The organism is Devosia sp. ZW T5_3 (assembly GCF_044987315.1).
GTDB lineage: Bacteria > Pseudomonadota > Alphaproteobacteria > Rhizobiales > Devosiaceae > Devosia.
Window position 1 is genome coordinate 25,547 of record NZ_JBJDRE010000011.1, and the last position, 24,673, is coordinate 50,219.

The window sequence follows — 24,673 nt, forward strand, 5'->3', positions numbered from 1 at the left end:
CTTATAGACACTAAAGATTGCCCTTGCCAGTCTTGCCTTTGGTTCAATACGAGATGGGGTCATGACGCAAAGGCAAGCCTACCCATCTTTAGTGCTGCGCGCGCAGGGGCTTGCCTGTGGTCGCGGCGGCTTGCCGCTGGCCGATGACATGAGCTTTGCGGTACATGGCGGCACCTGTCTTTTATTGCGCGGGCCCAATGGCACCGGCAAGACCACGCTGCTGCTGACACTGGCCGGGATCGTCGCGCCATTGGCGGGTGCTTTTGCCGTTGAAGGGGCAGACCCCGAGGCCGGGCCATTGCTGCATTATTGCGGCCATCGCAATGCCGCCAAGCCACGGCTCAGCGTGGCGGAAAATCTTGGCTTCTGGGCCGCGGTCAATGGCGCGACAGGCGATAGCGTGGAAACAGCGCTTGATCGCGTCGGGTTGAGTGATCTCGCCACGCTCGATGCGGGTTACCTCTCGGCCGGCCAGAGTCGGCGGCTGGCATTGGCGCGGCTGCTGGTCACACAGCGGCCGGTCTGGCTGCTCGATGAACCGACGGCGGCGCTCGACACCGAGGGCCATCAATTGGTGACCGATCTGATCGACGGCCATCTCGATGCCGGCGGCATTGCCATTGCCGCCACGCATGATCCGATCACCCTGCCCGATGCCGCCCGCATGGAAACCCTGGCCTTGGGCAAAGCTGCATGAAGGCGTTTTCCGCCATTATCGGCCGTGAACTGGCGCTGGCCCTGCGCGGTGGCGGCGATGTGCTGACGCTGGTGCTGTTCTTCATCATCACCGGTGCCATCGTGCCCTTTGCTGTTGGCCCCGACAAAGCACTGCTGGCGACTATTGCGCCTGGCATTATCTGGATCGCGGCCTTCCTCGCCATGCTGCTGGGGCTGGACCGGCTGTTCCGCCCCGATCATGAAGACGGCACGCTGATCCTGCTGCGGCATGCCGAGCTGCCGCTCTCGGCCATCATTGCCGCAAAAGTGATCGCCCATTGGCTTTTGACCGCGCTGCCACTGATTCTTGCCAGTCCGATCCTCGCCGTGCTGCTGGCCATGGATTTTTCCGCCTTCTGGCGCATGGTGCTCTCGCTGCTGCTGGGCACCCCGGCACTGGCCGCGTTCGGCGCCATTGGCGCGGCGGTGACCGTGGCAATCCGGCGGGGCGGGCTGATCGCCCCCATTCTCATCGCACCCCTCTCCGTGCCCGTATTGATCTTCGGCACCGGGGCGATCAGCGCCACCCAATCGAGTGCCGCGCTGCTGTTTCTTGCGGCATTGAGCCTCATGGCGGTGGCGCTGGCTCCCTTTGCCGCCGCCCTTGCGATAAGCTCGGCCGAGGATTAGAGCGCTGATGTCATGACTATCCAAACCACACCCAAACAGAGCTGGTGGAGCCGCATCGCCCATCCCGGGCAATTCGTCGCCTGGACCCGTCCCCTGCTCTGGCCGCTCACCATCCTCACCGCCCTGCTGTTCGTGGTGGGGCTGTGGTTTGCCCTCTATAATTCGCCGCAGGATTACCAGATGGGCGATACAGTGCGCATCATGTATGTGCACGTGCCCACCGCCTGGCTCAGCCAGTTCGTCTATGCGGTGATGGCGGTTTCGGCACTGGGTTCGCTGGTCTGGCGCCACCCTATGGCCGATGTGTCGATGAAAGCGGCAGCGCCGCTGGGCGCGACCTTTACCGCTCTGGCGCTGTTTACCGGCTCACTCTGGGGCCGGCCCACCTGGGGCACGTTCTGGGAATGGGACGGGCGCATGACCTCGACCCTGGTGCTGCTGTTCATCTATCTGGGCATTATCGCGCTATGGCGCGCCTTCGACGATCAGCTGCGCGCTGCCCGGGTCATTGCGGTCTTTACCCTTGTGGGCGCTGTTAACATTCCCATCATCAAATTCTCGGTCGATTGGTGGAGCACGCTGCACCAGCCCGCCAGCGTGTTCCGCGCCGATGGCCCGCGCATGCCCGGCTCGATCCTGACACCGCTTTTCGTGATGTTTTTCGCGTTTACATTCCTGTTTCTGGTGCTGCATCTGAAAGCCATGCATACCGAGGTCAGCCGCCGCCGTGTCATGGCGCTGGAACGGCAGGCCGCGCAGGGAGCCAAATCGTGATCGATCTCGGGCCGCACGCCGTTTTCATCGTCGCCGCCTATGCCGGGGTGACCTTGGCCGTCGCCGCACTGATTGTCTGGACCCGCCTCGATGCGCGGCGTGTCGCCAAAAAACTGGCCGACCTCGAAGCCCGCGGTATTCGCCGCCGCTCGGCGGGTCCGGCCTGATGCGCTATGTGCTGTTTGCCCTGCCGCTGCTGCTGCTGGTCGCGCTGGTCGCGATCTTTGCCTCATCCATGGATCGCGATCCCAGCCTGGTGCGCAGTGTCCTGATCGACAAGCCTGCCCCGGCCTTTGCCATGGAAGCAGTGCCCGAACTGGGCGTGCCGGGCTTTGATACCGCTGCGCTCAAGGGCGAAGTCACCGTGGTCAATGTCTTTGCCAGCTGGTGCCTGCCCTGCCGGGCCGAGCATCCGCTGCTCGAGGCACTCAAGGATGTCGCCAAGGTCCGCCTCTTCGGCATCAACCAATCCGATGCGCCCGAAAATGCCCGCGCCTTCCTCGCCGAACTGGGCAACCCCTATGACGCCGTCGGCGCCGATCGTGACCGGCGTGTCTCGATCGATTGGGGTGTCTATGGCGTGCCCGAAACCTTCGTGGTCAATGCCGATGGCATCATCACCTTCAAGCATGTCGGCCCGCTGACGCCGCAGGCTGTGACCGATCATCTGATGCCGGCCATCGAACAGGCCCGGCTCTAGCATGGCGCTCCTCTGGCGCAGCATATTACTGGTCCTGATGATGGGAGGAGCCGCCATGGCCGATGATCTCATTACCGCCGCCCGCCAGGGTGACATTGCCGCCATAACGGCGCAGATCGCCGCTGGAGCCGATCTGGAAGCGCGCGATGCCGAGGGGGCAACGGCCCTGCTGGTCGCGACCCATGCCAACAATATCGAGGCGGCAAGGCTGCTGATCGAGGCGGGGGCCGACGTCAATGCCAAGGACGCCATTGCCGACAGCCCCTATCTCTATGCCGGAGCGCGGGGGCACCTCGAAATTCTCAAGCTGACGCTGGCCCACGGCGCCGACCTGACCAGCACCAACCGCTATGGCGGCACGGCTTTGATACCCGCCGCAGAGCGCGGCCATGTGGAAACCGTAGCGAGCCTGATCGCGGCGGGCGTCGATGTCGATCACGTCAACCGGTTGGGCTGGACTGCGCTGCTGGAGGCCATCATCCTTGGAGATGGCGGGCCGCGTCACGTCGCCATCGTCAAATTGCTGCTCGACGCCGGAGCCAATCCAAACCTGGCCGATGGCGACCAGGTCAGCCCGCTCACCCATGCCCGCAATCGTGGCTTTACCGACATGGTGCAGCTGCTGCAGCAGGCCGGCGGCCGCTAGACCCCGCTTTTCCGGCTAGAAATCGCTGGTCAGGCCTTTGATTTCCCAATCGCCGTAGCGACCGGGTTCGAGCCCGCCGCGGCCGCCTTTTTCCCGCGGGGCAAAGGCAGTTTTGCCGTCGATGGCGCGGCGGCGCTCTTCGGCTTCCGCCAGCGCGCGCTGGGCGGCGGGGGTCAGCGGCGGGCGCGGTTCGCCCTCATCCGAACTCTGTTCTGCATCACTCATTGCAGGCTTCCCAATTGTGGTATGGTCATGCGCCTTGCATGAAACCGTCGCCGTCACAACATAGTTGCAGGAAAGACGAACCCCAAGAGGCTCCGATGTTCAACATGTTTCGCACCTCCGTCCTGATCGCGGCCCTTACGGCGCTGTTCATGGTGGTGGGCTATTTCATCGGCGGCACGGGGGGCATGATGATCGCCCTGCTGTTTGCGGCGGGGACCAACCTGTTCAGCTACTGGAACTCCGACAAGATGGTGCTGCGCATGCAGAACGCCGTCCCGGTCGAGCGCAGCCAGGTGCCCGAGCTTTACGACATGGTCGATACGCTCTCGCGGCGAGCCGGCATTCCCACTCCGGCGGTCTATGTCATCCAGTCCGACCAGCCCAATGCCTTTGCCACCGGCCGCAATCCGCAAAATGCGGCGGTCGCGGTCTCGACCGGCCTGCTGCGCACGCTGGAAACGCGCGAAGTGGCGGGCGTCGTGGCGCATGAATTGGCCCATATCCGCAATCGCGACACGCTGACCATGACCATTACGGCGACCTTTGCCGGTGCGATCTCGGCGCTCGCCCAGTTCGGCCTGTTCTTTGGCGGCGGCAATAATCGCGACAATCCGCTGGGCGGCATTGGCGCATTGCTGATGGTGTTCCTCGCCCCGCTGGCCGCCATGGTGGTGCAGATGGCGGTGAGCCGCACGCGTGAATATGAGGCCGATAAGCACGGCGCCGAGATTTCGGCGGACCCGCTGGCACTGGCCTCGGCGCTGCAAAAGATCGCGGGCGCGGCCCATCGGACCGTCAATGTCGCGGCCGAGCGGAACCCCGCCATGGCCCATATGTACATCATCAATCCCCTGTCGGGGCAGCGCATGGATAACCTCTTTTCCACGCACCCCGACACCGCCAATCGCATCGCGGCCTTGCAGAAGCTTGCAGCGGAGATGCAGGTGAACGATAAGGGCGCAGCGCCTCAGCCCCGTTCGCCATCGGCATCGCCGTCTCGCGGCACGAGTGGCAACAGCACGAGCGGCTGGCGCGTGCCCCCCACCGGAAGGTCCGGCGAGGGTGGCGGACAAAGCGGTCCCTGGGGATAATTCGTAAGCGTGGCACCAAAATCCGAACCGGCGGGGCTCAAGCTCCGTCTCGTTGCCGCCCAGCGGCTCAAAGCCGTTCTGGCGGGCGACAATTTTGTCCCCCTCAATGCGGCTGACCTGGCCGACGGGCGTGATCGCGCGCTGGCCAACCGGCTGATCACCACGGCCCTGCGCCGCCAGGGCCAACTCAATTTCATTCTCCATGCCGTGCTCGACAAGGGCATGCCCGCCAAGTCCGGCACCTTCGAAGCCATTCTGCGCCTGTCGCTGGCCCAATTGGTGTTTTTGCCCGATCTGGGGGCGCATAGCGCGCTGTTCCTGGCTGTGGAAGCCACCAAGCGCGATCCCAAGGCGCGGCATCTGTCGGGCCTGATGAATGCGGTCTTGCGCAGCGCCCAGGCCAATTCGGCCAAATTCGGCATGCTGAGCGACGACCTGCTGATCCCCGATACCTTTGGCGACACCTGGCTGGACGCCTATGGCGAAGCGGCCATTGACGGCTTTTCCGATGCCCTGCTCGCCGGCGCCCCGCTCGACCTGACGCTCAAGAGCAATGATCCCGACCTGATCGACACTTTGGGCGCGCAGGTCGCCCTGGCCGATACCGTCCGCATCGAACAGCGCGACCGCCCCGTCGAGGCCCTGCCCGGCTATGCCGAGGGCCAATGGTGGGTGCAGGATGCGGCTTCCGCCATCCCCGCGCGCCTCCTGGCGCTGCAACCGGGCGCTCGTGTGCTCGATCTCTGCGCTGCGCCGGGCGGCAAGACCGCCCAATTGATCAAGGCCGGCTATGCCGTGACCGCGCTCGATAGCGACGCGACCCGCATGGAACGCCTGCGGGGCAATCTGGCCCGGCTCGACTACACCGCCGAAACCATTGTCGGGGATGCCGGCACGTTCGCACCCGCTTCGCTCTATTCGGGCGTGTTGCTCGACGCGCCCTGTTCGGCCACCGGCACGTTCCGCCGCCACCCGGAAGTGATCTGGCATCGCTCGGTGGGTGACGTTGCCGGCCGCGTACGGCTGCAGCGGGCTTTGCTGACCAATGCCTTCCGCTGCCTCGATGTGGATGGCGTGCTGCTCTATTGCGTCTGCTCGCTCGAGCCGGCCGAGGGCGAGGAGCAGGTCGATTGGGCGCTTGATTCGCTGCCGGGACTCGAATTGTTCCCGGTTTCGGCCGCCGATCTGCCCGGTCTCGAGCAGGCGGTAACGCCCAAAGGGCTGGTGCGCACCCATCCGGGCATGAGCCCGAGCGGATTGGCTGGGGGCATGGACGGATTCTTCGTGGCGCGCTTCCGCCGCCGGCGCTAGAATCGGCACGGGGGCGAATGGCAACGATCGGGGGACGTTGCACCGCAAAGGATTTGGGTCGTTGAGGTTTTTGACTAGCAAGAGACTGATCCCGGGCGCGCGGCGCGCGGGCGCAGTTTGATGTCCGGACAGATTCGATTCGCGTTGCGCCGGCTGTTTCTCGGCCTGGCCGACACCGTCGTGACCCTGCCTGTCTTGCGCTGGACCTGGCGGGGCCTGGCCGACGACGCCTTTGCCGGCGAATTGCCCGAATTTCGTCCCTCCGACCGCGAAGCCGTGCGCGACATGATGAGCGGCCGCTACCTTTTGGCCTCGAAGCTAGTGGAAACCGGGGGCGCCTCGCCCTTCGGGCTTGAGGCCGAGCACCAGGATTGGTGGCTCAACCTGCATGGTTTTTCCTGGCTGCGTCATTTCCGCGATGTGCGTGACCCCGGCGAGCGCAAATTTGCCCGCATGCTGGTGCTCGACTGGATCAGCCGCGAAGCCCAGTTCGAACGCGATACCTGGGCTCCTGCGCTCTGTGCCCAACGCATACTCAATTGGCTGCGGCATTTGCCGCTGTTGCTCGACGGGGCCAATCCCGAACAGGCCAAGACCATCCAGCGCGTGCTGGGGACCCAGATCCAGAGTCTCAAAGTACGGGCGCCGCTGACCAGCGACCCTATTGAAGCGCTTTATGCCGCCATTGCCCTGCTCGGCGCCGAAATCTGTGACCAGGACGACAAGACCGACGTGCCGGCGCGCATTGCCAAGCTCAATACCATCCTGGCCAGCCAGTTGGACGCCGACGGGCTGCATCTGTCACGCAATCCCAAGCTGCAATTGCAGCTATTGGTGGAGCTGGCCAGCGTCCGTCGCGCCGCCGGCAGCTACAAGACCGAGGAAAGCAACGAGCTGGGTGCCCAGATCGACCGCATGCATGAAAGCCTCGACGCACTGACGCTGTCGAGCGGCGAGCCCGTCTATTTCAATGGCGCCGGACAATTACCCCATGATGTGCTGATCGCCGTGCAGGCGCTGTCGCCGCTGCGCAAGCGGCGTTCCATGCTGTTGGGCGGCTATGGCATTCTGCGCAATGGCGAAGCAGTGGTCATCGCCGATTCCGGCCGCGTGCCGCCCAAGGGGTTCGATGCCGAAGCCCATGCCAGCGCATTGGCCTTCGAATTCTCCCATGGCAATGAACTGATCTTGGGCTCCTGCGGCCCCGCCCCGGCGGATCTACCGGACAGCCAGGCGCTGTTCCGCCAGACCGTGGCGCATTCGGCCCCGTCCATCGATGCCGAGGACGCCGAGCGGACGCCGCCGATCATCACGCTCGATACGGCCGATCATCTGCTGACGCTGGGCACCACCGGCTATGCCAGGCGCTACGGCGTTGACCTCGAACGCCGGCTGACCCTGCTCGCCGAAGGCACCACCCTGGTGGGGCAGGACCGCATGATCGCCAATGGCACGCCATCGGGCCTGCTCTCGGTGCGCTTCCATCTGGCGCCCAAGGTCATGGTGCGGCGGGTGTCCGGCGAGGGCCTGGTGCGGTTGGTGCTGCCCAATGGCGCGGTCTGGAGCTTTTTGTGGGAAGGCGCCGATTTCCATGAGGAGGAAAGCGTGCGCCAATCCTCCTATCTCGGGTTTCACAAGACGCGCCAGCTGGTGCTGGAGACCGAAGCGGCCGCCGACCGCGAGATCGCCTGGATCTTTACGCTCGAACAATAGTGCATGGTTCCCATTGCCGCCGCTTCGTGCTAGCGAGCGCGCAGAATTTCCATTCTCTCTGCGGGACATTTTTGATGAGCAAGACGGTCAAGGTCGGGCGCGCACTGCTTTCGGTATTCGACAAATCCGGCATGGCCGATTTTGCGCGAGGCCTGAGCGAGGCGGGCGTGGAACTGGTCTCGACCGGGGGCACGCATAAGCTCATCAGCGATGCCGGCCTTAAGGTGCGCGAGATTTCTGACCTGACGGGCTTTCCCGAAATGATGGATGGCCGCGTCAAGACGCTGCATCCCAAAGTGCATGGCGGGCTGCTGGCGGTGCGCGACAAGGCGGACCATGCCGCCTCCATGGCCGAGCATGACATCGGCGCCATCGACCTGGTTGCGGTCAATCTCTACCCCTTCGAAAAGACCGTCGCTTCGGGCGCCTCCTATGACGAGATCATCGAAAATATCGATATTGGCGGCCCGGCCATGGTGCGCTCTGCCGCCAAGAACCATGCCTATGTGACGGTCGTCGTCGATCCCACCGACTATCCGGCCATTCTCGAGGCCATCAGGACCACGGGCGGCGTACCGTTCGAGCTGCGCCAGAAGCTGGCTGCCAAGGCCTATGCCCGCACCGCCGCCTATGACAGCGCCATTTCGAGCTGGTTCGCCCAGGCGATCGACTATCCCGAAATCCCCTATCGCAGCTTTGCCGGCACGCTGCGCGAAGTCATGCGCTATGGCGAAAACCCGCATCAATGGGCCGGTTTTTACGCCAATGGCGACAGCCGCCCGGGCGTCGCGACCGCCACCCAGGTACAGGGCAAGACGCTCAGCTACAACAATATCAACGATACCGATGCCGCCTTCGAGCTGGTCAGCGAATTCGATCCGGCCCAGGGCGCGGCCGTCGCCATCATCAAGCATGCCAATCCCTGCGGCGTGGCCGTCGCCGGCGATCTGGTGACCGCCTATAAGAATGCGCTGCGCACCGACCCGGTCAGCGCCTTTGGCGGCATTGTCGCCACCAATCGCGAGATCGACGCGGCGACCGCCGAAGAGATCGTCAAGGTCTTCACCGAAGTGATTGTCGCCCCCTCGGCCACGCCAGAAGCCCAGGCCATCATCGCCGCCAAGAAGAACCTGCGCCTGCTGCTGACCGGCGGGCTGGCCGATCCCAAGGCCGATGGCCTAATGGTCAAATCCGTTGCGGGAGGCCTCTTGGTCCAGTCGCGCGACAATCGCAATGTCGATGATTGCGATATCAAAGTGGTGACCAAAAAGGCTCCGAGCGCAGCGGAAATGGCCGACCTGCGCCTGGCTGCCAAGGTGGCCAAGCACGTCAAGTCCAATGCCATCGTTTATGTCAAAGATGGCGCCACGGTCGGCATCGGCGCCGGGCAGATGAGCCGGGTCGATTCAGCACTGACCGGCCATCGCAAATCGATCGACGCGGCCAAGGCGGCTGGCATTGAGGGAGCATTGTCGCAAGGCTCCGTCGTCGCCTCGGATGCCTTCTTCCCCTTTGCCGATGGGCTTGAGGCGCTGGTCGCCGCTGGCGCCACCGCCGTGATCCAGCCCGGTGGCTCGATGCGCGATGATGAAGTGATCGCCGCCGCCGACGCGGCCGGGATCGCCATGGTGATGACCGGGATGCGCCATTTCCGGCACTGATCGGCCTGCCTATTGCTGCGTTACCGAATTGTAACGGGACCGGTAAGAGCTTCTTGAGATAGACCTGTCACATTGGCCGTACCGGTTTCTGCCAACGGCCAATGTGTTAGGGGCACGCATGCTGAGGCAAAGGGACGCTTTGGGGTCGCTGCTGCGAACGGGTTTGGCCCGCTCGCTGGCGAGCGGCATAGGAGCCGGCTGGGAAAGGCGCGGTGCGGGCCTTTCCAGATTAACCACTCTGGCGAGTATCCTGGCCCAAATTGCCGTCCTGCCTAGTTTTGGTGTTATTGGCGTGGCCATAGTAAGTTCACTTAGCCGTGTGCTGACTTACAGTCTATTGTGCTGGCGGTACGCGTTCAAAACGGGGCTCGACCCCACGATCTTTGATATTTTGCGGCTCGGTCCCGTTCGGGGGGACAGGACGGCGCCGCCGACGAGACACATCTGGTGAAAAACGAACCATGAGCATGTCGATCCCATCCCCCCGCCCCAAGGGCGCCATTATCCTGGGCGGGTCGCACGGCGCCATCGCGCTGGCACGCAGCCTTGCCGGGCAAGGGCTCGACGTCTGGTTCGTCACCAATTTCACCCCGCTGCCCCGGTTTTCCAATGCCGTGCATCACTGGGCCGAATGGCCGGGCGCCGAAAGCCCGGGTGCCATCGAGGCGCTTGAAGCGCTGGTGCACAAGCACAGTCTTGAAAACTACCTGCTCATCCCGGCCGCTGACGAGGACGTCAAGTTCGCCGCCCAGCAGCGCGAGCGGCTCTCGAGCCTGCTGGTGGTCACATTACCCGATTGGGCGCAGTTGCAATGGGCCTGCAACAAGGCGCTGACCTATCAACGCGCCGCGGAATTGGGCATTGCCGTGCCGCGCATTTATGTGGTGGGCGACGATCTGGCTGCAACCGCCGCCAGCATCGAATTCCCGGTCGTGCTCAAGCCCACCATGCGCATCGCGGTCAATCGCTTCACCCAGGCCAAGGCCTGGCGGGCCGACAATGCGGCCGAGTTCATCGACCTCTTCACCCAGGCTGCGCAATTGCAGCAGGGCAAGGACCACATCGTCGTGCAGGAATATATTCCTGGTGGTGGCGAGACCCAGTTCTCCTATGCTGGCCTGTGGTGGAACGGCACGCCGCGCGCCAGCTTTGCCGCGCAGCGGACCCGGCAGTTTCCGGTTGAGTTCAGCTATACCTCGACCTTTGTCGAAACCGTCGAGCAGGCCGATGTCATCGCCAAAGGCGAAGCATTCCTCGCCTCCATCGGCCATCACGGCCTGTGTGAAATCGAGTTCAAGCGCGATCCCCGCACTGGCGAGCTCAAGCTGCTCGACGTCAATCCGCGGCCGTGGTCCTGGTTCGGCCTGGCCCAGGCGGCGGGCATGGATTTTGGCGCCCTGCTGATTGCGCTCAGCGCCGGCGAGACCGTCGACCCGCCCGTGGCACGCCCGGGTGTCGGCTGGATGTTCATGCTGCGCGATAGCATTGTCAGCCTGCAATTGCTGGCCCAGGGCAAGCTGCGCCTGGGTGATTACCTGCGCTCGATCGGCCGCACCCGCACCCTCGCCACCTTTGCCTGGCGTGATCCCAAGCCCGGCCTGATCGAGTTGCCGCTGACCGCCTGGCGCTTGCTGCAACGCCGGATCAAACCGGCTGGCGCCCTGACGCCGGCCGCCAGCACCGCAGCAAGCACGATTTCGGAATAGCCAGCCGTACCCGAGGGTACGGTTATGCTTGACCCCTGCCCCGTCCCGGCTTAGAACGGCTCCAAACTTCGCATTCCTGCCGGAACCTGAACAATGACCAAGGCGCGCACGCTTTACGACAAGATCTGGGACGACCATCTGGTGCAGAACAACGAGGACGGGACCTCGCTGCTCTATATCGACCGCCACCTCGTGCATGAAGTCACGAGTCCCCAGGCCTTTGAAGGGCTGCGCATGAACAACCGCAAGGTGCGCCACCCCGAGCGCACCCTGGCCGTGGTCGATCACAACGTGCCCACCACCGACCGTTCCTTGCCCAATCCGGACCCGGAAAGCGCGATCCAGATCGCTGCCCTGGCCGAGAATACCAAGGATTTCGGCATCGAATATTTCGACCCCTTCGACAAGCGGCAGGGCATCGTGCACATCGTTGGCCCCGAGCAGGGCTTTACCCTGCCCGGCATGACCATTGTGTGCGGCGACAGCCATACCTCGACCCATGGCGCCTTCGGCGCCCTGGCGCATGGTATCGGCACCTCCGAAGTCGAGCATGTGCTGGCCACGCAAACGCTGATCCAGCAAAAGGCCAAGAACATGCTGGTGCGCGTGGATGGGCAATTGCCGCCCCACGTCACCGCCAAGGACATTATCCTCGCCATCATCGGCGAGATCGGCACGGCCGGTGGCAATGGCCACGTCATCGAATTTGCCGGCGAAGCCATCCGCTCGCTGTCCATGGAAGGCCGCATGACGGTCTGCAACATGACCATTGAAGGCGGTGCCCGCGCCGGCCTGATCGCGCCCGACGAAACCACCTTCAACTATGTGAAGGGCCGCAATCGCGCGCCGACCGGCAAGGCCTGGGACATGGCGCTCGACTATTGGAAGACCCTCTATACCGACGAAGGCGCGGTCTATGACAAGGTCGTTATTCTCGACGCCGCCAAGCTGCCGCCGATCGTGTCCTGGGGCTCCTCGCCCGAAGACGTGATCTCGGTGACCGGCGCGGTGCCAAACCCCGATGACATCGAGGACGAGAACAAGCGCGCTTCCAAGTGGCGGGCGCTCGACTATATGGGTCTGAAACCCGGCACGCCGATCACCGACATCACCATCGAGCGCGTGTTTATCGGCTCCTGCACCAATGGCCGTATCGAAGACCTGCGGGCTGCCGCAGCCGTCATCGGCGACCGCAAGGTTGCCGCCGGTGTCGACGCCATGGTCGTTCCGGGCTCGGGCCTGGTAAAGGACCAGGCCGAGGCCGAGGGGCTGCACACGATCTTCCTCAATGCCGGCTTTGAATGGCGCGAGCCCGGTTGCTCGATGTGCCTGGCCATGAACCCGGACAAGCTCAAGCCGCAGGAACGCTGCGCCTCGACTTCCAACCGCAATTTTGAAGGCCGCCAGGGCTTCAAGGGTCGCACGCATCTGGTGTCTCCGGCCATGGCCGCAGCGGCGGCAATTGCCGGCCACTTCGTCGACATCCGCGAGTGGCAGTAAGCTCGGCTGATTGGGGGGCGCGGTTCGCGCCCACCCTCGACGATATCGAAGCCCTGGCGACGGCGGCCCTCAAGGCGCTGCCGGAGCCGTTCCGCTCGCTGGCGGCTGACGTCACCTGCGCAGTGGCCGAATTTGCCGAGGATGATGTGCTCGAAGGCTTTGGCATGGAGAGCCCCTTCGAATTGATGGGGCTGTTCACCGGCATCGGGATGACCGAGGACGGCGCCATGCCCCAGACCGGGCAATTGCCCAACACGGTCTTCCTCTACCGCCGCGCCATTCTCGATTATTGGGCCGAAAACGACGACAATACGCTGGGCGAAGTCGTCACCCATGTGCTGATCCACGAACTGGGCCACCATTTCGGCTTTTCCGACGAGGATATGGAAGCCATCGAGGCGGCCGCGGAGAGCGACTAGGACGCTCGGTCGTCCTTATTGGGCGACTGGATGCTGATTGCAGCAGGCTTCTTTCCAGCTTCAGAAGTGTTGTCGCCGCCCTCACGCGGCACGAATTCGAACTCCGCCTCATTCCCCCCGGCCAGATCGTCCGACACCCGCAGCGTCAGCTTGGCCGCGTCGAGCGCGGCGAACCAATCGTCCCAGCTCACCAGCTGAAAGCCACCGATCCGGTCCGGGCCCTCATTGCCATCGGTATTGATGGCGTGCTGGCCAAAGGTCAGTTGCAGCAGCGTCCGGCTACCGGTGCCGTCGGGCGTTTCCATCAGCATGGGATTGCCGCCACGCGCTTCGGCCCATTGCCGGATCTCACCATGGGAAGTCAAAGTCCTGGCCATTACAGCGCTCCTGTGTTGCTGCCTCCACAATCACCAGCGCTGCCACACGGTTCCGCCGTCTCGAAGAATTCCCATTCGTGTCGCCGCCTGCTAGGAACGGCACAGCAAAGCCGGGAGCCGCAATGACCGACACCAACAAGACCATCCTGATGGGCCAGATCGGCGCCGCCCATGGCATCAAGGGGCAAGTGCGCATCACCCCCTTCACCCAGGACCCCGCCGCCATTGGCGATTACGGGCCGCTGGAGACTGACCGGCCGGGCCTGATCATCACCATCACTAAACTGCGCGTGCAGAAGAATGTGATCATCGCCAACATCAAGGGCATTGCCGATCGCACCGCGGCCGAGGCGCTGAACGGCGTGTCGCTCTTCGTCGATCGCGCCCGCCTGCCCGAGCCCGAGGACGAGGACGACTTCTATCATGCCGACCTGCTGGGGCTTGAAGCGCGGCTCGATAATGGCGTGGTGCTGGGCAAGGTTTCGGCACTGCCCAATTTCGGCGCTGGCGATTTGATCGAAATTCGCGATCCCCAATCGGGCGATACCTATTTGTACCCCTTCACCAAGGCCGTGGTGCCCGATATCCACCTCGCCGAGGGCTATCTGACCATTGTCGTGCCGCTCGATGCCGAAGAGGGCGAGGAAGAACCCGATTGAGTTTTTCCGCTGATATCATCACGCTGTTTCCCGAGCTGTTTCCCGGCCCGCTGGGCGCCTCCGTGCTCGGCCGTGGGCTGGCGGACGGGCTGTGGTCGCTCAACGCCACCCAATTGCGTGATTTTGCCACTGACAAGCACCGCACCGTAGACGACACCCCCTCCGGCGGCGGCGCGGGCATGGTGCTCAAGCCCGATATCCTGGCCAGCGCCATTGACGCGGTCTCCCCTGCCGGCGACTCCCGCCCCCGCATTCTGATGTCGCCACGCGGCACGCCGCTCACCCAGCAAAAGGCGCGGCAATTGGCGCTCGGCCCTGGCGCCGTGATCATCTGCGGGCGCTTCGAGGGTATCGACCAGCGCGTCATCGACGCTCGTGGGCTCGAGGAAATCTCGATTGGCGACTATGTGCTGGCCGGGGGCGAAGTTGCCGCCATGGTGCTGCTGGAAGCCGTGGTGCGGCTCATCCCCGGCGTCTTGGGCAAGGCCGAAAGCCATGCCGATGAGAGCTTTGAGGACGGGCAGCTCGAATATCCGCAATACACACGGCCGCAGCAATTCGAGGGTATCGATATTCCGGCGGTGCTGACCTCGGGCGATCACGGCAAAATCGCCAAATGGCGGGCCGAGCAAAGCCTGGCCCTCACCCGGCAGCGGCGGCCCGACCTGCTGGGTCCGGACAAGTCATAAAACTGTCCGAAACCCTAGACTCTGGGGCGTTTTTGCCCTATAGCCGCGCCACGACTGCGACATTGGGCTGATCGGACCCGATGACGTGCGAATAAAAAGACGAAAAACCTCCGTTACCAACCAAGACCGGGCGATCGGAATTTTCCCAAAAGGTTCCGAGCAATCGCTCCATTGAAAAGATCAGAACGGATCAAGACATGTCCAATATCATCGAACAGATCGAGGCCGAGCAGGTCGCCGCCCTCTCCGCCAAGCGCGAGCTTCCCGAATTTACCCATGGCGATACCATCAAGGTGTGGGTGAAGATCAAGGAAGGCAACAAGGAACGCCTGCAGGCCTATGAAGGCGTCGTGATCGCCGTCACCGGCGGTGGCATCACTTCCAGCTTCACCGTGCGCAAGATTTCCTATGGCGAAGGCGTGGAACGCGTGTTCCCGCTCTATTCGCCCAATATCGCTTCGGTCGAAGTGCTCAAGCGCGGTAAGGTGCGTCGCGCCAAGCTGTACTATCTGCGCGATCGTCGCGGTAAATCGGCTCGTATTTTCGAATCGACCAATTCGCGCACCAAGAAGATCGAAGCCAGCGAACGCACCGCCGCCCAGGCCGCGCGCGAGGCTCGTGAAGCCGAAAAGATTGCCGCTGCAGAGGCTTTTGCCGCTGAACAGGCCGCCAAGGACGCGGAAGCCGCAGCAGCGGCCGCCGCTGCCGAGCAGGCTGCAGCCGCTGAAGGCGAAGCCAAGAGCGAATAAGCTCTTCGGCCCTACGCTGATTTTTGAAGAACCCGGTCGCAAGGCCGGGTTTTTTGTTGTTGTACTGACGCCCGATGTCAGCAGTCATCACCTCACTGCCGTTTCCGGCTTGTCCTTGGCGGCCCCCTCCGCGATAAGAATGCCCTCTGCTCAAGGGGCCAATCAATGACCGTCGCCGTCGTCACCTGGAACATCAATTCGGTTCGCCTGCGCCTGCCCATGGTGCTCGATTTCATCAGCCAATATCAGCCCGACGTGCTGATGCTGCAGGAAATCAAATGCACCAATGACCAGTTCCCGACCAATGCCTTTACCGAAGCTGGCTATCCGCATCAGGCGGTACACGGCCAGAAGGGCTATCACGGCGTCGCCATCATTTCGAAATTCCCGCTGACCGACATTTCAAGCCGCGTGTTCTGCGAAATCCCCGAATCACGCCATGTCTCGGCGGTGCTCGATCTGGGCCGCGGGCCGCTGACCGTGCATAATTTCTACATCCCCGCCGGCGGCGATGAACCGGACCCCGAAATCAATCCCAAATTCAAGCACAAGCTGGGTTTCCTCAGCGAATTGACCAGCTGGTTTTCCGAGCCGGAATTCCAGCGCGGCCATCTGATTGCCGGCGATTTCAACATCGCCCCACATGAAAACGATGTGTGGAGCCACAAGCAACTGCTCAAGGTGGTGAGCCACACCCCAATCGAGACCGAAGCGCTCAACGCCATTCTCAATGGCGGTCATGGCTGGACTGACCTCGTGCGCAAGCATGTGCCGTTCGACCAGAAGCTTTATTCCTGGTGGAGCTATCGCAGCGCCGATTGGGAAAACGCCAATAAGGGCCGCCGCCTCGACCATATCTGGGCCACCGCCGACATTGCCGAGCATTGCATCGCCGCCGAGATCGCCAAGCCGTACCGCGGCTGGGCCGACAAGCCGAGCGACCACGTACCGGTCATCGTGCGGTTTGCCGGGGTTTAGGCCTCAACAACTGGATTCACGTGAAACAGCCGGGCAAAGAACCTATTCGCCCTTCATGCGGGCGCGGACGGGCTCGAGCGCGCCCAGGTAATTGCCTAGGTCGCGCTGCACGCGTTCGACGGCGCGTTGCGCCAGATCGGGCGATTGCTGCACCAGCTTGAGGAAAGCCTGGCGCGGCACGAACAGGGTCTGGCATTCGGTAACGGCGGTGATGGTGATCGGCCGCGGCTTGGCCAGGATCAGCGCCATGGCGGATACCACGCTGCCCGGCTCGGACATGGCATAGGGCTTGCCGGACGCCGGACCCTCCGGCTTGGCGCGCAAGGTTCCCGAAATCAGCACGAACGCACCCAGAGGCACGTCGCCGGCCTTGTACAGCACGGCATCGGCCTCGAAACGACGTGTGTCGCCGGCAAAGGCCAGCATGCGCCTTTGCTCGTCGTCGCAGATATCGAAAAATTCGGCCCTGGCCAGCGCCTCGGCCGCGTCGTCCCTGATCATAAGCCCCAAGTCCAGATGCACACCGTCCGCACCCAAGGCGCGGACAGTCTTCATCCTATAAGGCATTTTGTGCCGATTTGTACCCGATTTCCGCGTTACGGAACCAGGCGATAGCCACCCTCTTCAGTGACCAGCAGGCGCGCATTGGAGGGGTCACGCTCGATCTTCTGGCGCAGGCGATAGATATGAGTTTCCAGCGTATGCGTGGTGACCCGGTTATTATAGCCCCAGACTTCCTTGAGCAGCACGTCGCGTGTGATGGTCTTTGGGCCTTGGCGATAGAGGAACTTGAGGATCGAGGTTTCCTTGTCGGTCAACCGCACCTTGCCGCCATCATTGGCTTCGAGCAGCTTGGCCGAAGGCTGGAAGCTATAGGGTCCGATGGTGAAGACCACGTCCTCGCTCTGGTCATGCTGGCGCAGCGCCGCATTGATTCGCGCCAGCAGCACCGGAAAGCGGAAGGGCTTGGTCAGATAGTCATTGGCGCCCGATTCAAGGCCTTGGATCTGGTCGGCATCACTATCGTGACCGGTCAGCATCAGGATGGGGCTTTTATAGCCTTCGGTGCGCAACACCTTGACGGCGTCGCGCCCATCCATGTCGGGCAGGCCGACATCGAGGATCATCAGATCGATATTGTTTTCGCGGGTGGCCTTGAGCGCGTCATTGGCGGTGCCGGCCTGGAGAATGTCGAACTCGTTGTGCGTTTCGAGCTGCTCGACCAGGGTCTGCCGCAGATCGGTATCATCGTCCACCAGCAGAATGCGTCGCTTGTTCATTGTTTTCTCCGGGTTTTTGGCGCTTTGCCCGATCAAGGGTCACACTATTGCGACCGGTTTTTGTCCAACCAATCACATCGGCGTTACGACAGTCAGGAACGATGCGAGAGCGTTAAAAGTTGCAGCGATCTCCGCGATTTACACTTGCTCGTCCACGGTTCAGCGCGGGTCTGCCTTGGGCCGGTAGCCGAACAGCGCCGACCCTACCCGGATATGGGTAGCCCCCATGGCAATGCCAAGCTCGAAATCCCCGCTCATGCCCATGGAGAGCCCCGCCACACCACAGATCTCTGCCAATCCAGCCAGATGCGCGAAATAGGGTCCGGGCGGCACGCCATCGGGCGGAATGCACATCAGCCCGACAATATCGAGCCCATGCTCGGCGCGGCAACGGGCGATGAATGCCGCCGTCTCAGCGGGTGCAATACCGCTCTTCTGCTCTTCGCCACCGATATTAACCTGCACGAAGCACGGCAAGCGCTTGCCGGCGCGCGCCATTTCCTCGGCCAGCACAATGGCCAGCTTTTCCCGATCGAGCGTTTCGATGACATCGAACAAAGCCACCGCTTCGCGCGCCTTATTGGTCTGCAGCGGCCCGATCAGGTGTAGCTGCACATCGGGATAGGCCTCGCGCAAGGCGGGCCATTTATCCTTGGCCTCCTGCACGCGATTTTCCCCAAACACGCGCTGCCCAGCCTTGAGAAAAGGCAAGACAGCCTCGGCCGCAAAGGTCTTGGACACGGCCACCAGCTCGACATGATCGGCGGGCGGGCCGAAGCGCTTTTGCGCGGCCGCCATGCGCTCGTGGATCTCGCCCAGGCTCCGGGCGGCAAGGATATCGTTGTCGTCCATGCTTTTGCCCTGTTCCTGTTGACCTTGAGGGGGTTTTCTGTTGATGGTCCGGTAGCCAAAATCCCCTTACAACGCAAGCTGCGCGCCAGTTTTTCGCCGCTTGCGATTCCAACATATTCGAGGACGAAATCGTGAGCGTCGAACGCTACAATCCGCGCGAAGCAGAGCCCCGCTGGCAGCAGGTCTGGGACGATGCCAAGAGCTTCGTGACCAATAACGACGATCCGCGCGAGCCCTATTACGTCCTCGAGATGTTCCCCTACCCCTCTGGCCGCATCCATATGGGCCATGTGCGGAATTACGCCATGGGCGATGTGGTCGCCCGCTATTGGCGCGCCAAGGGGCGCAATGTGCTGCACCCCATGGGCTGGGACGCCTTCGGCCTGCCGGCCGAGAACGCCGCCATCGAGCGCAAAATGAACCCGGGCACCTGGACCCGCCAGAACATCGCCTCGATGAAAGCCCAACTCAAATCCATGGGCCTGTCCATCGACTGGACGCGCGAAATCGCCACCTGCGAGCCCGAATATTACCAGCACCAGCAATCGATGTTCATCGACATGCTGGCGGCAGGCCTGATCACGCGCAAGAATTCCAAGGTTAATTGGGACCCGGTCGACATGACCGTGCTGGCCAACGAACAGGTCATCGATGGGCGCGGCTGGCGCTCGGGCGCCGTGGTGGAACAGCGCGAGCTGACCCAGTGGTTCTTCAAGATTTCCGACTTTGCCGAGGAATTGCTGACCGGGCTGGACGGGCTGACCGAATGGCCCGAAAAAGTGCGCACCATGCAGCGCAACTGGATCGGCAAGAGCCAGGGCCTGGCCTTTGACTTTGGCGTCAAGGGCGCGCCGCATGGCTTTGCGACCCTGCCGGTCTATACCACCCGCCCCGACACCATGGCTGGCCCCACCTTTGCCGCCATCGCTGCCGACCACCCGCTGGCCAAGGCGCTGGCGGAGGACAATGCGGAGATCGCCGCGTTCAACAAGCTCTGCCAGCAATCGGGCACGTCGACCGCAGCACTGGAAACCGCCGAAAAGCTGGGTTTTGACACCGGGATCAAGGTAACCCATCCGGCCGATCCGAGCTGGGAGCTGCCGCTTTACATCGCCAATTTCGTGCTGATGGATTTTGGCACCGGCGCCATTATCGGCTGCCCCGCCCATGATCAGCGCGACCTCGATTTTGCCCGCAAATATGGCCTGCCGGTCATCGATGTGTTCAAGCCGCTCGACAGTGACGAAGCCGTCGGCGACGTGGCTTTCTCCCCGCTCAAGACCCAGAAGGTGCGCTATGTGCACTGGTTTGGGGAAAGCGGCGCCGAACTGACGTGCCAGGAAGCCATGGACCAGACCCTGGCGCTGTTTGAAGCCAAGGGCTGGGGCAAGGCACAAACGCAATATCGCCTGCGTGATTGGGGCCTGTCGCGCCAGCGCTACTGGGGCGCGCCAATTCCGATCATCCATTGCGAGGTCTGCGGCACCATACCCGTGCCGAAAAAGGACCTGCCCGTCGTGCTGCCCGAAGACGTCAGCTTCGACAAGCCCGGCAATGCCCTGGACCATCACCCGACCTGGAAGCATGTGCATTGCCCGCAATGCGGCGGCGCGGCGCGGCGCGAAACCGACACCATGGACACCTTTGTGGATAGTTCCTGGTATTTCGCTCGCTTCACCGCCCCCCATGCCGAAACCCCGACTGTCCCCGAGATTGCCAATCGCTGGCTGCCGGTGGACCAATATATCGGTGGCGTGGAGCACGCGATTTTGCACTTGCTCTATTCGCGCTTCTTCACCCGTGCCATGAAGGCGACCGGCCATGTCGATCTGGACGAGCCCTTCAAGGGCCTGTTCACCCAGGGCATGGTGACCCACGAGACCTACAAATCCCCCAAGGGTGAGTGGGTGGCGCCGGCCGAGATCGTGCTGGAAGCCGTGGGTGAAACCCGCACCGCCAAGCATCTGGTTTCGGGCGAGCCGATCACTATCGGCTCGGTTGAAAAGATGAGCAAATCCAAGAAGAACGTGGTCGATCCCGACGAGATCGTCGCCACCTACGGCGCCGATACCGCGCGCTGGTTCATGCTCTCGGACTCCCCACCGGAGCGCGATGTGCAATGGACCGAGGCCGGCGTTGAAGGCGCTAGCCGTTTCCAGCAACGCATCTGGCGCTTGGTCAGCGAAACGGTCGAGATTGCCAAACAGTCTTCCGGCATTGTTCGCACACCTGATGATGAAGAAGCTCTGGCCCTGCGCAAAGCCGTTCATCGCGCCGTGCACAATGTCGGCGGCGACATCGAGGGCCTGCGCTTCAACCGGGCCGTCGCCCAGATTTACGAGTTGACCAATGCGCTGGTCCGCTCGGCCGGCCTGGTCGCCGTGGCCCCCGCCGCCCGCCTGGCAGCGCTGGAAGAGGGCGTAGAACGCCTGATCCAGCTGATTGCGCCCATGATGCCGCATTTGGCCGAAACCTGCTGGGAAGCGTTGGGCAATCCGGGCCTGGTTGCCGACGCCCATTGGCCCAATGTCGATCCGGCCTTGCTGGTGGACGACGAAGTGACCTTGCCCATTCAGCTCAATGGCAAGCGCCGCGGCGAGATCGTTGTTCCCAAAGGCCTGCCCGCGGCTGAGGTCGAAAAACGCGTCTTGTCACTGGACGAGATTGTCCGCATGCTGGATGGCAAGGCACCCAAGAAAATCGTCGTTGTGCCGGACAGGATCGTCAATGTCGTTGTCTAAAGCCCTGCGCCCCATTGCTCTTGCCGGTATCCTGGCCATGTCAGCGGCGCTGGGCGCATGCAGCTTTGCGCCGGTCTATTCGAGCGGCACGCTGGCCAGCCAACCGCTATTGAACCTGGCTTTTGCCAAGCCCAATAGCCGGCTGGAACAGGTCGTCTACCACGAGCTTTCGCTGCGCTTCGGCCATTCCGAGGCGCCTGATGCCCCACTGGCGCAGGTATCGGTCAGCACCTCCGCCGCCGATACCATGCTCTCGCAGACAGCCAACCCCGAAAAACCGGTGGAAGTCACCGCAACGGCAACGCTCACCATCACCTATCGCGATGGTAGCAGCAAACCGCCGATCAAACTGACGCGCTTCGCCACGGCCGGCTATACCCGCAGCGATCAGGTGCTGGCCGATCGAGAAGCTGCCCGCGAAGCCGCCGAACGCGCCGCCAAGGCCGCTGCCGAATCGCTGCGTCTCGGCCTGCTGGCAGCCCTGAGCCGCTGATGAGCGCGCTCAAGGCGCATGAGGTTGCCCGCTTTCTGGCACGCCCCGACCTGACCGAGGGCATTTTCCTCGCTTATGGGCCGGATACCGGGCTGGTGCGCGAAACCGCGCAAAAGCTGATCCGCTCCCTCACAGGAGACGATCCCGAAAGCGCCAGTCTGGTCGTGCTCGATGGCAGCGAAGTGGATGCCGAGCCGTCAATCCTGGCTGTCGAGGCCAAGACCATCTCGCTCTTTGGTGGCAAGCGTATCGTGCGCGTGCGCGGCGCCACCAAGTCCCTGGTGATGACGTTGACCGAGTTACGCGACGATCCCGGCGGCGCCGCCATCGTGCTCGAGGCCGGCAATCTCGCCCCCAAGGATGCCCTACGGGCGTTAGTGGAGGCCGCCAAGCTCGGCCGCGCCCTGCCCTGCTACCCCGACAATGACGAGACACTGACGGCGCTGATTCGCGAGACATTCAACCAGCAAGGTATTCGCGTCGATGCCGACGTCATCGCCACCTTGCGTGAAATCCTGGGCAATGATCGCGAAATTACCCGCCGCGAGTTGGAAAAGCTCTCGCTCTATGCCGCCAGCAGCAAGGTTCTGACGCGCGAGGATGTGTTGCTGCTCTGCGCCGATAATGGCGCCTTGGTGATCGACGCCATTCTCGACGCCACTGGCGGCGGCCATGCTGAAAAGCTGGAACTGGCGCTCAACCGCGCCCTGTCGTCGGCCGTCGACCCCCAACGCCTGCTAGCCATGACCACGATCCACTTCGCCAATCTGCGGCGCTGGCGAGTGGAAGTCGATGCCGGCAAGACGCCGCGCGCCGTACTGGACGGGCTGCGCCCCAAGCCGCATTTTTCGCGCGCCTCGGCCCTGGAACAGCAATTGCGGCTTTGGACGGACAGTGCCCTTGCCACCGCCAGCGACCGCATCCTGCAGACCACCGCCGACAGCCGCCGCCGCCCGGCTCTGGCTGAAACCAGCTTGCGCCGCGCCCTGCTCGCCATCTGCATGATGGCCGCATCGCATTAAGTAAGTCAGGAATCAGCATGCACGTTTCACGTGAAACGTTGCGGTTACACGATCAGTTCGGGTAACCAGTCAGCCGCGCACAAATGCCATCGAGCTGCTCAAGCGTTTTGTAGCGGATCTCCAGCTTTCCGCCGCGTTCGCTATGCGCCAGCGATACCGACAGCCCCAACGCGTCCGACAGCCGGCGTTCCAGCGCGACAGTATCGGCGTCCCGGCTGGCACTTGGCTCAGTGGCCTTGCGCTTGCCCGCGACATCACGCTGCTGGCTCAAGGCTTCCGCCTCACGCACAGAAAGACCGCCAGAAACGATCTGCCGCGCCAGCTGGGCCGGATCTTCGGCTGTGATCAAGGTCCGCGCATGGCCCGCCGTCAGCGTGCCGCTGGCCACCATGCCGCGCACGTCCTCGGGCAGCTTGAGCAGCCGCAATGTATTGGCGACATGCGAGCGGCTCTTGCCGATCACCTGCGCCAGGTCCTGCTGGGTATAGTCGAATTGCTCGATCAGCTGGCCATAGCCCATGGCCTCTTCGAGCGGATTGAGATCGGCGCGCTGCACATTTTCGATAATGGCCAGCTCAAGCGCTTCCTTGTCATCGACATCGCGCACAATGACCGGCACATCATGCAGGCCCGCCTTTTGCGACGCGCGCCAGCGGCGCTCACCGGCAATCAGCTCGAAAATATTAGGATCTTCGCTCGGCCGCACCAGCAAGGGCTGCATAACGCCCTTTTCGCGAATCGAATTGGTCAGCTCTTCAAGCTGATCCGCGTCGAACGAGCGGCGTGGATTGGAACGATTGGCGATGATCATCTCAACCGGCAGGCGCTTGACGCCGCCGCTCTCGGTGACGCGGGCGCCCTCAATGGTCGCCATATCGCCGATCAGCGCGGCCAGCCCGCGGCCCAGTCGTGTCGGTTTTTCGTTCATATCGGGCTCCTATGCCGCGTTGAGCTGCCGCTCACGGCGGATCACTTCGGTCGCCAGCCGCAGATAGGCCTGGCTGCCGGCACATTTCAAATCATAGAGCAAAGCCGGCTTGCCGTAAGACGGCGCCTCCGACAGCCGCACATTGCGCGGGATCACCGTGTCATAGACCAGATCGCCCATTTCGCTGCGCACGTCCTGCAAAACCTGCTCGGAGAGATTATTGCGCTTGTCGAACATGGTCATCACCACACCCTGGATCGACAGGCGCGGGTTCAGCGTCGAGCGAATCTGCTCAATGGTCTGCAGCAGCTGGCTGAGGCCTTCCAGCGCAAAAAACTCGCATTGCAGCGGCACCAGCACGGCATCGGCCGCCACCAGCGAATTGATGGTCAGCAGGTTCAGTGACGGCGGACAATCAATCAGAATATAGCTGACCGGCCGATCATTGATCGTCAGATCGCTCAATTGTTTGAAAGCATTGCGCAATTTGAAAGCACGATCAGCCTGTCCGGCGATGGTCAGCTCGACGCCCAACAAGTCCATAGTCGAGGGAACGATGGCAACATTGGGCACGCTGGTCATGATCGCCGATTGCGCGACGGTCGCCTCGCCTACCAGCAAGTCATAGGAGGACACTTCGCGGTCATTGCGGGAAATCCCCAGCCCCGTCGAGGCGTTGCCTTGCGGATCGAGATCGACGATCAGCACCCGCTCGCCAATGGCCGCCAAGGCCGTCGCCAGGTTGATCGCCGTCGTGGTTTTACCCACGCCGCCTTTCTGATTGGCCAGAGTCAGAATTCGGGGCGTCAAAT

27 protein-coding genes are annotated in these 24,673 nt (G+C 62.9%); 20 read left to right on the plus strand and 7 right to left on the minus strand.

Going from position 1 to position 24,673, the window contains the following annotated elements; genetic code table 11:
- Positions 1–61 precede the first annotated feature (61 nt).
- The 6 genes from ccmA to ACI3KW_RS14470 are packed head-to-tail and all read left to right on the plus strand — an operon-like array spanning position 62 to position 3,467.
- The gene (gene ccmA, locus ACI3KW_RS14445) at positions 62–697 is read left to right on the plus strand and encodes a heme ABC exporter ATP-binding protein CcmA (RefSeq protein ID WP_404848648.1); all 636 of its coding nucleotides are present in this window, start codon (positions 62–64) and stop codon (positions 695–697) included.
- A complete protein-coding gene (gene ccmB / locus ACI3KW_RS14450) occupies positions 694–1,347 on the plus strand; it encodes a heme exporter protein CcmB (RefSeq protein WP_404848649.1) in 654 nt (217 codons plus the stop codon). The genes ccmA and ccmB overlap by 4 nt, the downstream gene beginning before the upstream one ends.
- A 12-nt stretch (positions 1,348–1,359) precedes the next feature.
- Positions 1,360–2,121: a heme ABC transporter permease gene (locus ACI3KW_RS14455; RefSeq protein ID WP_404848650.1), complete on the plus strand. Its 762-nt coding sequence runs from the start codon at positions 1,360–1,362 to the stop codon at positions 2,119–2,121.
- Positions 2,118–2,288 carry a heme exporter protein CcmD gene (gene ccmD / locus ACI3KW_RS14460; protein WP_315974543.1) on the plus strand — a complete coding sequence of 57 codons (171 nt, stop codon included), beginning with the start codon at positions 2,118–2,120 and terminating at the stop codon, positions 2,286–2,288. Before ACI3KW_RS14455 ends, ccmD begins: the two co-directional genes overlap by 4 nt.
- Positions 2,288–2,821 carry a DsbE family thiol:disulfide interchange protein gene (locus ACI3KW_RS14465; protein ID WP_404848651.1) on the plus strand — a complete coding sequence of 178 codons (534 nt, stop codon included), beginning with the start codon at positions 2,288–2,290 and terminating at the stop codon, positions 2,819–2,821. Before ccmD ends, ACI3KW_RS14465 begins: the two co-directional genes overlap by 1 nt.
- 55 nt (positions 2,822–2,876) lie before the next feature.
- Positions 2,877–3,467 (plus strand): ankyrin repeat domain-containing protein, encoded by a 591-nt coding sequence (locus tag ACI3KW_RS14470; RefSeq protein WP_404848652.1) that lies wholly within the window; start codon positions 2,877–2,879, stop codon positions 3,465–3,467.
- A 15-nt stretch (positions 3,468–3,482) separates the two neighbouring features.
- Here ACI3KW_RS14470 and ACI3KW_RS14475 read toward each other — a convergent pair whose 3' ends face one another.
- Positions 3,483–3,692, minus strand: a complete 210-nt coding sequence (locus tag ACI3KW_RS14475; RefSeq protein WP_035099113.1) for a DUF1674 domain-containing protein — start codon at positions 3,690–3,692, stop codon at positions 3,483–3,485.
- Positions 3,693–3,787: 95 nt separating this feature from the next.
- Between ACI3KW_RS14475 and htpX the strand changes: the two genes are divergently transcribed.
- The 7 genes from htpX (at position 3,788) to ACI3KW_RS14510 (ending at position 13,093) form a co-directional block, all read left to right on the plus strand.
- Positions 3,788–4,783: a zinc metalloprotease HtpX gene (htpX, locus tag ACI3KW_RS14480; protein ID WP_113123357.1), complete on the plus strand. Its 996-nt coding sequence runs from the start codon at positions 3,788–3,790 to the stop codon at positions 4,781–4,783.
- Positions 4,784–4,792: 9 nt separating this feature from the next.
- Positions 4,793–6,094 carry an RsmB/NOP family class I SAM-dependent RNA methyltransferase gene (locus ACI3KW_RS14485; protein WP_404848653.1) on the plus strand — a complete coding sequence of 434 codons (1,302 nt, stop codon included), beginning with the start codon at positions 4,793–4,795 and terminating at the stop codon, positions 6,092–6,094.
- Positions 6,095–6,214: 120 nt separating this feature from the next.
- Positions 6,215–7,807: a heparinase II/III family protein gene (locus ACI3KW_RS14490; protein WP_404848654.1), complete on the plus strand. Its 1,593-nt coding sequence runs from the start codon at positions 6,215–6,217 to the stop codon at positions 7,805–7,807.
- A 74-nt stretch (positions 7,808–7,881) separates the two neighbouring features.
- Complete coding sequence (gene purH / locus ACI3KW_RS14495) at positions 7,882–9,468, plus strand: bifunctional phosphoribosylaminoimidazolecarboxamide formyltransferase/IMP cyclohydrolase (RefSeq protein WP_404848655.1); 1,587 nt, start codon at positions 7,882–7,884, stop codon at positions 9,466–9,468.
- 467 nt (positions 9,469–9,935) lie between these two features.
- Positions 9,936–11,174, plus strand: coding sequence for an ATP-grasp domain-containing protein (locus ACI3KW_RS14500; RefSeq protein ID WP_404848656.1), 1,239 nt, complete (start codon positions 9,936–9,938; stop codon positions 11,172–11,174).
- A 93-nt stretch (positions 11,175–11,267) separates the two neighbouring features.
- On the plus strand, positions 11,268–12,674 hold the full coding sequence (gene leuC, locus ACI3KW_RS14505) for a 3-isopropylmalate dehydratase large subunit (protein ID WP_404848657.1): 1,407 nt from the start codon (positions 11,268–11,270) through the stop codon (positions 12,672–12,674).
- Positions 12,665–13,093 (plus strand): metallopeptidase family protein, encoded by a 429-nt coding sequence (locus ACI3KW_RS14510; protein ID WP_404848658.1) that lies wholly within the window; start codon positions 12,665–12,667, stop codon positions 13,091–13,093. Before leuC ends, ACI3KW_RS14510 begins: the two co-directional genes overlap by 10 nt.
- Here the strand turns inward: ACI3KW_RS14510 and ACI3KW_RS14515 are convergent.
- On the minus strand, positions 13,090–13,470 hold the full coding sequence (locus ACI3KW_RS14515) for a hypothetical protein (RefSeq protein WP_404848659.1): 381 nt from the start codon (positions 13,468–13,470) through the stop codon (positions 13,090–13,092). The two genes, ACI3KW_RS14510 and ACI3KW_RS14515, sit on opposite strands and share 4 nt — an antisense overlap.
- A 122-nt stretch (positions 13,471–13,592) precedes the next feature.
- Between ACI3KW_RS14515 and rimM the strand changes: the two genes are divergently transcribed.
- From rimM to ACI3KW_RS14535, 4 genes are all read left to right on the plus strand, one after another.
- A complete protein-coding gene (gene rimM / locus ACI3KW_RS14520; protein WP_404848660.1) occupies positions 13,593–14,129 on the plus strand; it encodes a ribosome maturation factor RimM in 537 nt (178 codons plus the stop codon).
- A complete protein-coding gene (trmD, locus tag ACI3KW_RS14525; RefSeq protein WP_404848661.1) occupies positions 14,126–14,818 on the plus strand; it encodes a tRNA (guanosine(37)-N1)-methyltransferase TrmD in 693 nt (230 codons plus the stop codon). The genes rimM and trmD overlap by 4 nt, the downstream gene beginning before the upstream one ends.
- Before the next feature lie 197 nt (positions 14,819–15,015).
- Positions 15,016–15,567: a 50S ribosomal protein L19 gene (gene rplS / locus ACI3KW_RS14530; protein ID WP_404848662.1), complete on the plus strand. Its 552-nt coding sequence runs from the start codon at positions 15,016–15,018 to the stop codon at positions 15,565–15,567.
- A gap of 165 nt (positions 15,568–15,732) precedes the next feature.
- Positions 15,733–16,545, plus strand: a complete 813-nt coding sequence (locus tag ACI3KW_RS14535) for an exodeoxyribonuclease III (protein WP_404848663.1) — start codon at positions 15,733–15,735, stop codon at positions 16,543–16,545.
- 42 nt (positions 16,546–16,587) lie between these two features.
- On the opposite strand, the gene ACI3KW_RS14540 is transcribed toward ACI3KW_RS14535, so the two are convergent.
- The 3 genes from ACI3KW_RS14540 to ACI3KW_RS14550 all read right to left on the minus strand — a co-directional run bounded on the left by ACI3KW_RS14540 (position 16,588) and on the right by ACI3KW_RS14550 (position 18,677).
- Positions 16,588–17,046, minus strand: a complete 459-nt coding sequence (locus tag ACI3KW_RS14540) for a cyclic nucleotide-binding domain-containing protein (RefSeq protein WP_404848664.1) — start codon at positions 17,044–17,046, stop codon at positions 16,588–16,590.
- Positions 17,047–17,141: 95 nt separating this feature from the next.
- Positions 17,142–17,825: a response regulator transcription factor gene (locus ACI3KW_RS14545; RefSeq protein ID WP_262170938.1), complete on the minus strand. Its 684-nt coding sequence runs from the start codon at positions 17,823–17,825 to the stop codon at positions 17,142–17,144.
- Positions 17,826–17,984: 159 nt separating this feature from the next.
- Complete coding sequence (locus ACI3KW_RS14550; protein WP_404848665.1) at positions 17,985–18,677, minus strand: YggS family pyridoxal phosphate-dependent enzyme; 693 nt, start codon at positions 18,675–18,677, stop codon at positions 17,985–17,987.
- Between the two features lie 131 nt (positions 18,678–18,808).
- Here ACI3KW_RS14550 and leuS point away from each other — a divergent pair, with 131 nt between their 5' ends.
- The 3 genes from leuS to holA are packed head-to-tail and all read left to right on the plus strand — an operon-like array spanning position 18,809 to position 22,933.
- Positions 18,809–21,418, plus strand: coding sequence for a leucine--tRNA ligase (leuS, locus tag ACI3KW_RS14555; protein ID WP_404848666.1), 2,610 nt, complete (start codon positions 18,809–18,811; stop codon positions 21,416–21,418).
- Positions 21,405–21,911, plus strand: coding sequence for a hypothetical protein (locus ACI3KW_RS14560; RefSeq protein WP_404848667.1), 507 nt, complete (start codon positions 21,405–21,407; stop codon positions 21,909–21,911). The genes leuS and ACI3KW_RS14560 overlap by 14 nt, the downstream gene beginning before the upstream one ends.
- Positions 21,911–22,933 carry a DNA polymerase III subunit delta gene (gene holA / locus ACI3KW_RS14565; protein WP_404848668.1) on the plus strand — a complete coding sequence of 341 codons (1,023 nt, stop codon included), beginning with the start codon at positions 21,911–21,913 and terminating at the stop codon, positions 22,931–22,933. Before ACI3KW_RS14560 ends, holA begins: the two co-directional genes overlap by 1 nt.
- Before the next feature lie 52 nt (positions 22,934–22,985).
- Here holA and ACI3KW_RS14570 read toward each other — a convergent pair whose 3' ends face one another.
- The gene (locus ACI3KW_RS14570; RefSeq protein WP_404848669.1) at positions 22,986–23,861 is read right to left on the minus strand and encodes a ParB/RepB/Spo0J family partition protein; all 876 of its coding nucleotides are present in this window, start codon (positions 23,859–23,861) and stop codon (positions 22,986–22,988) included.
- Positions 23,862–23,870: 9 nt separating this feature from the next.
- Positions 23,871–24,671: a ParA family protein gene (locus tag ACI3KW_RS14575; RefSeq protein WP_404848670.1), complete on the minus strand. Its 801-nt coding sequence runs from the start codon at positions 24,669–24,671 to the stop codon at positions 23,871–23,873.
- Positions 24,672–24,673 lie beyond the last annotated feature (2 nt).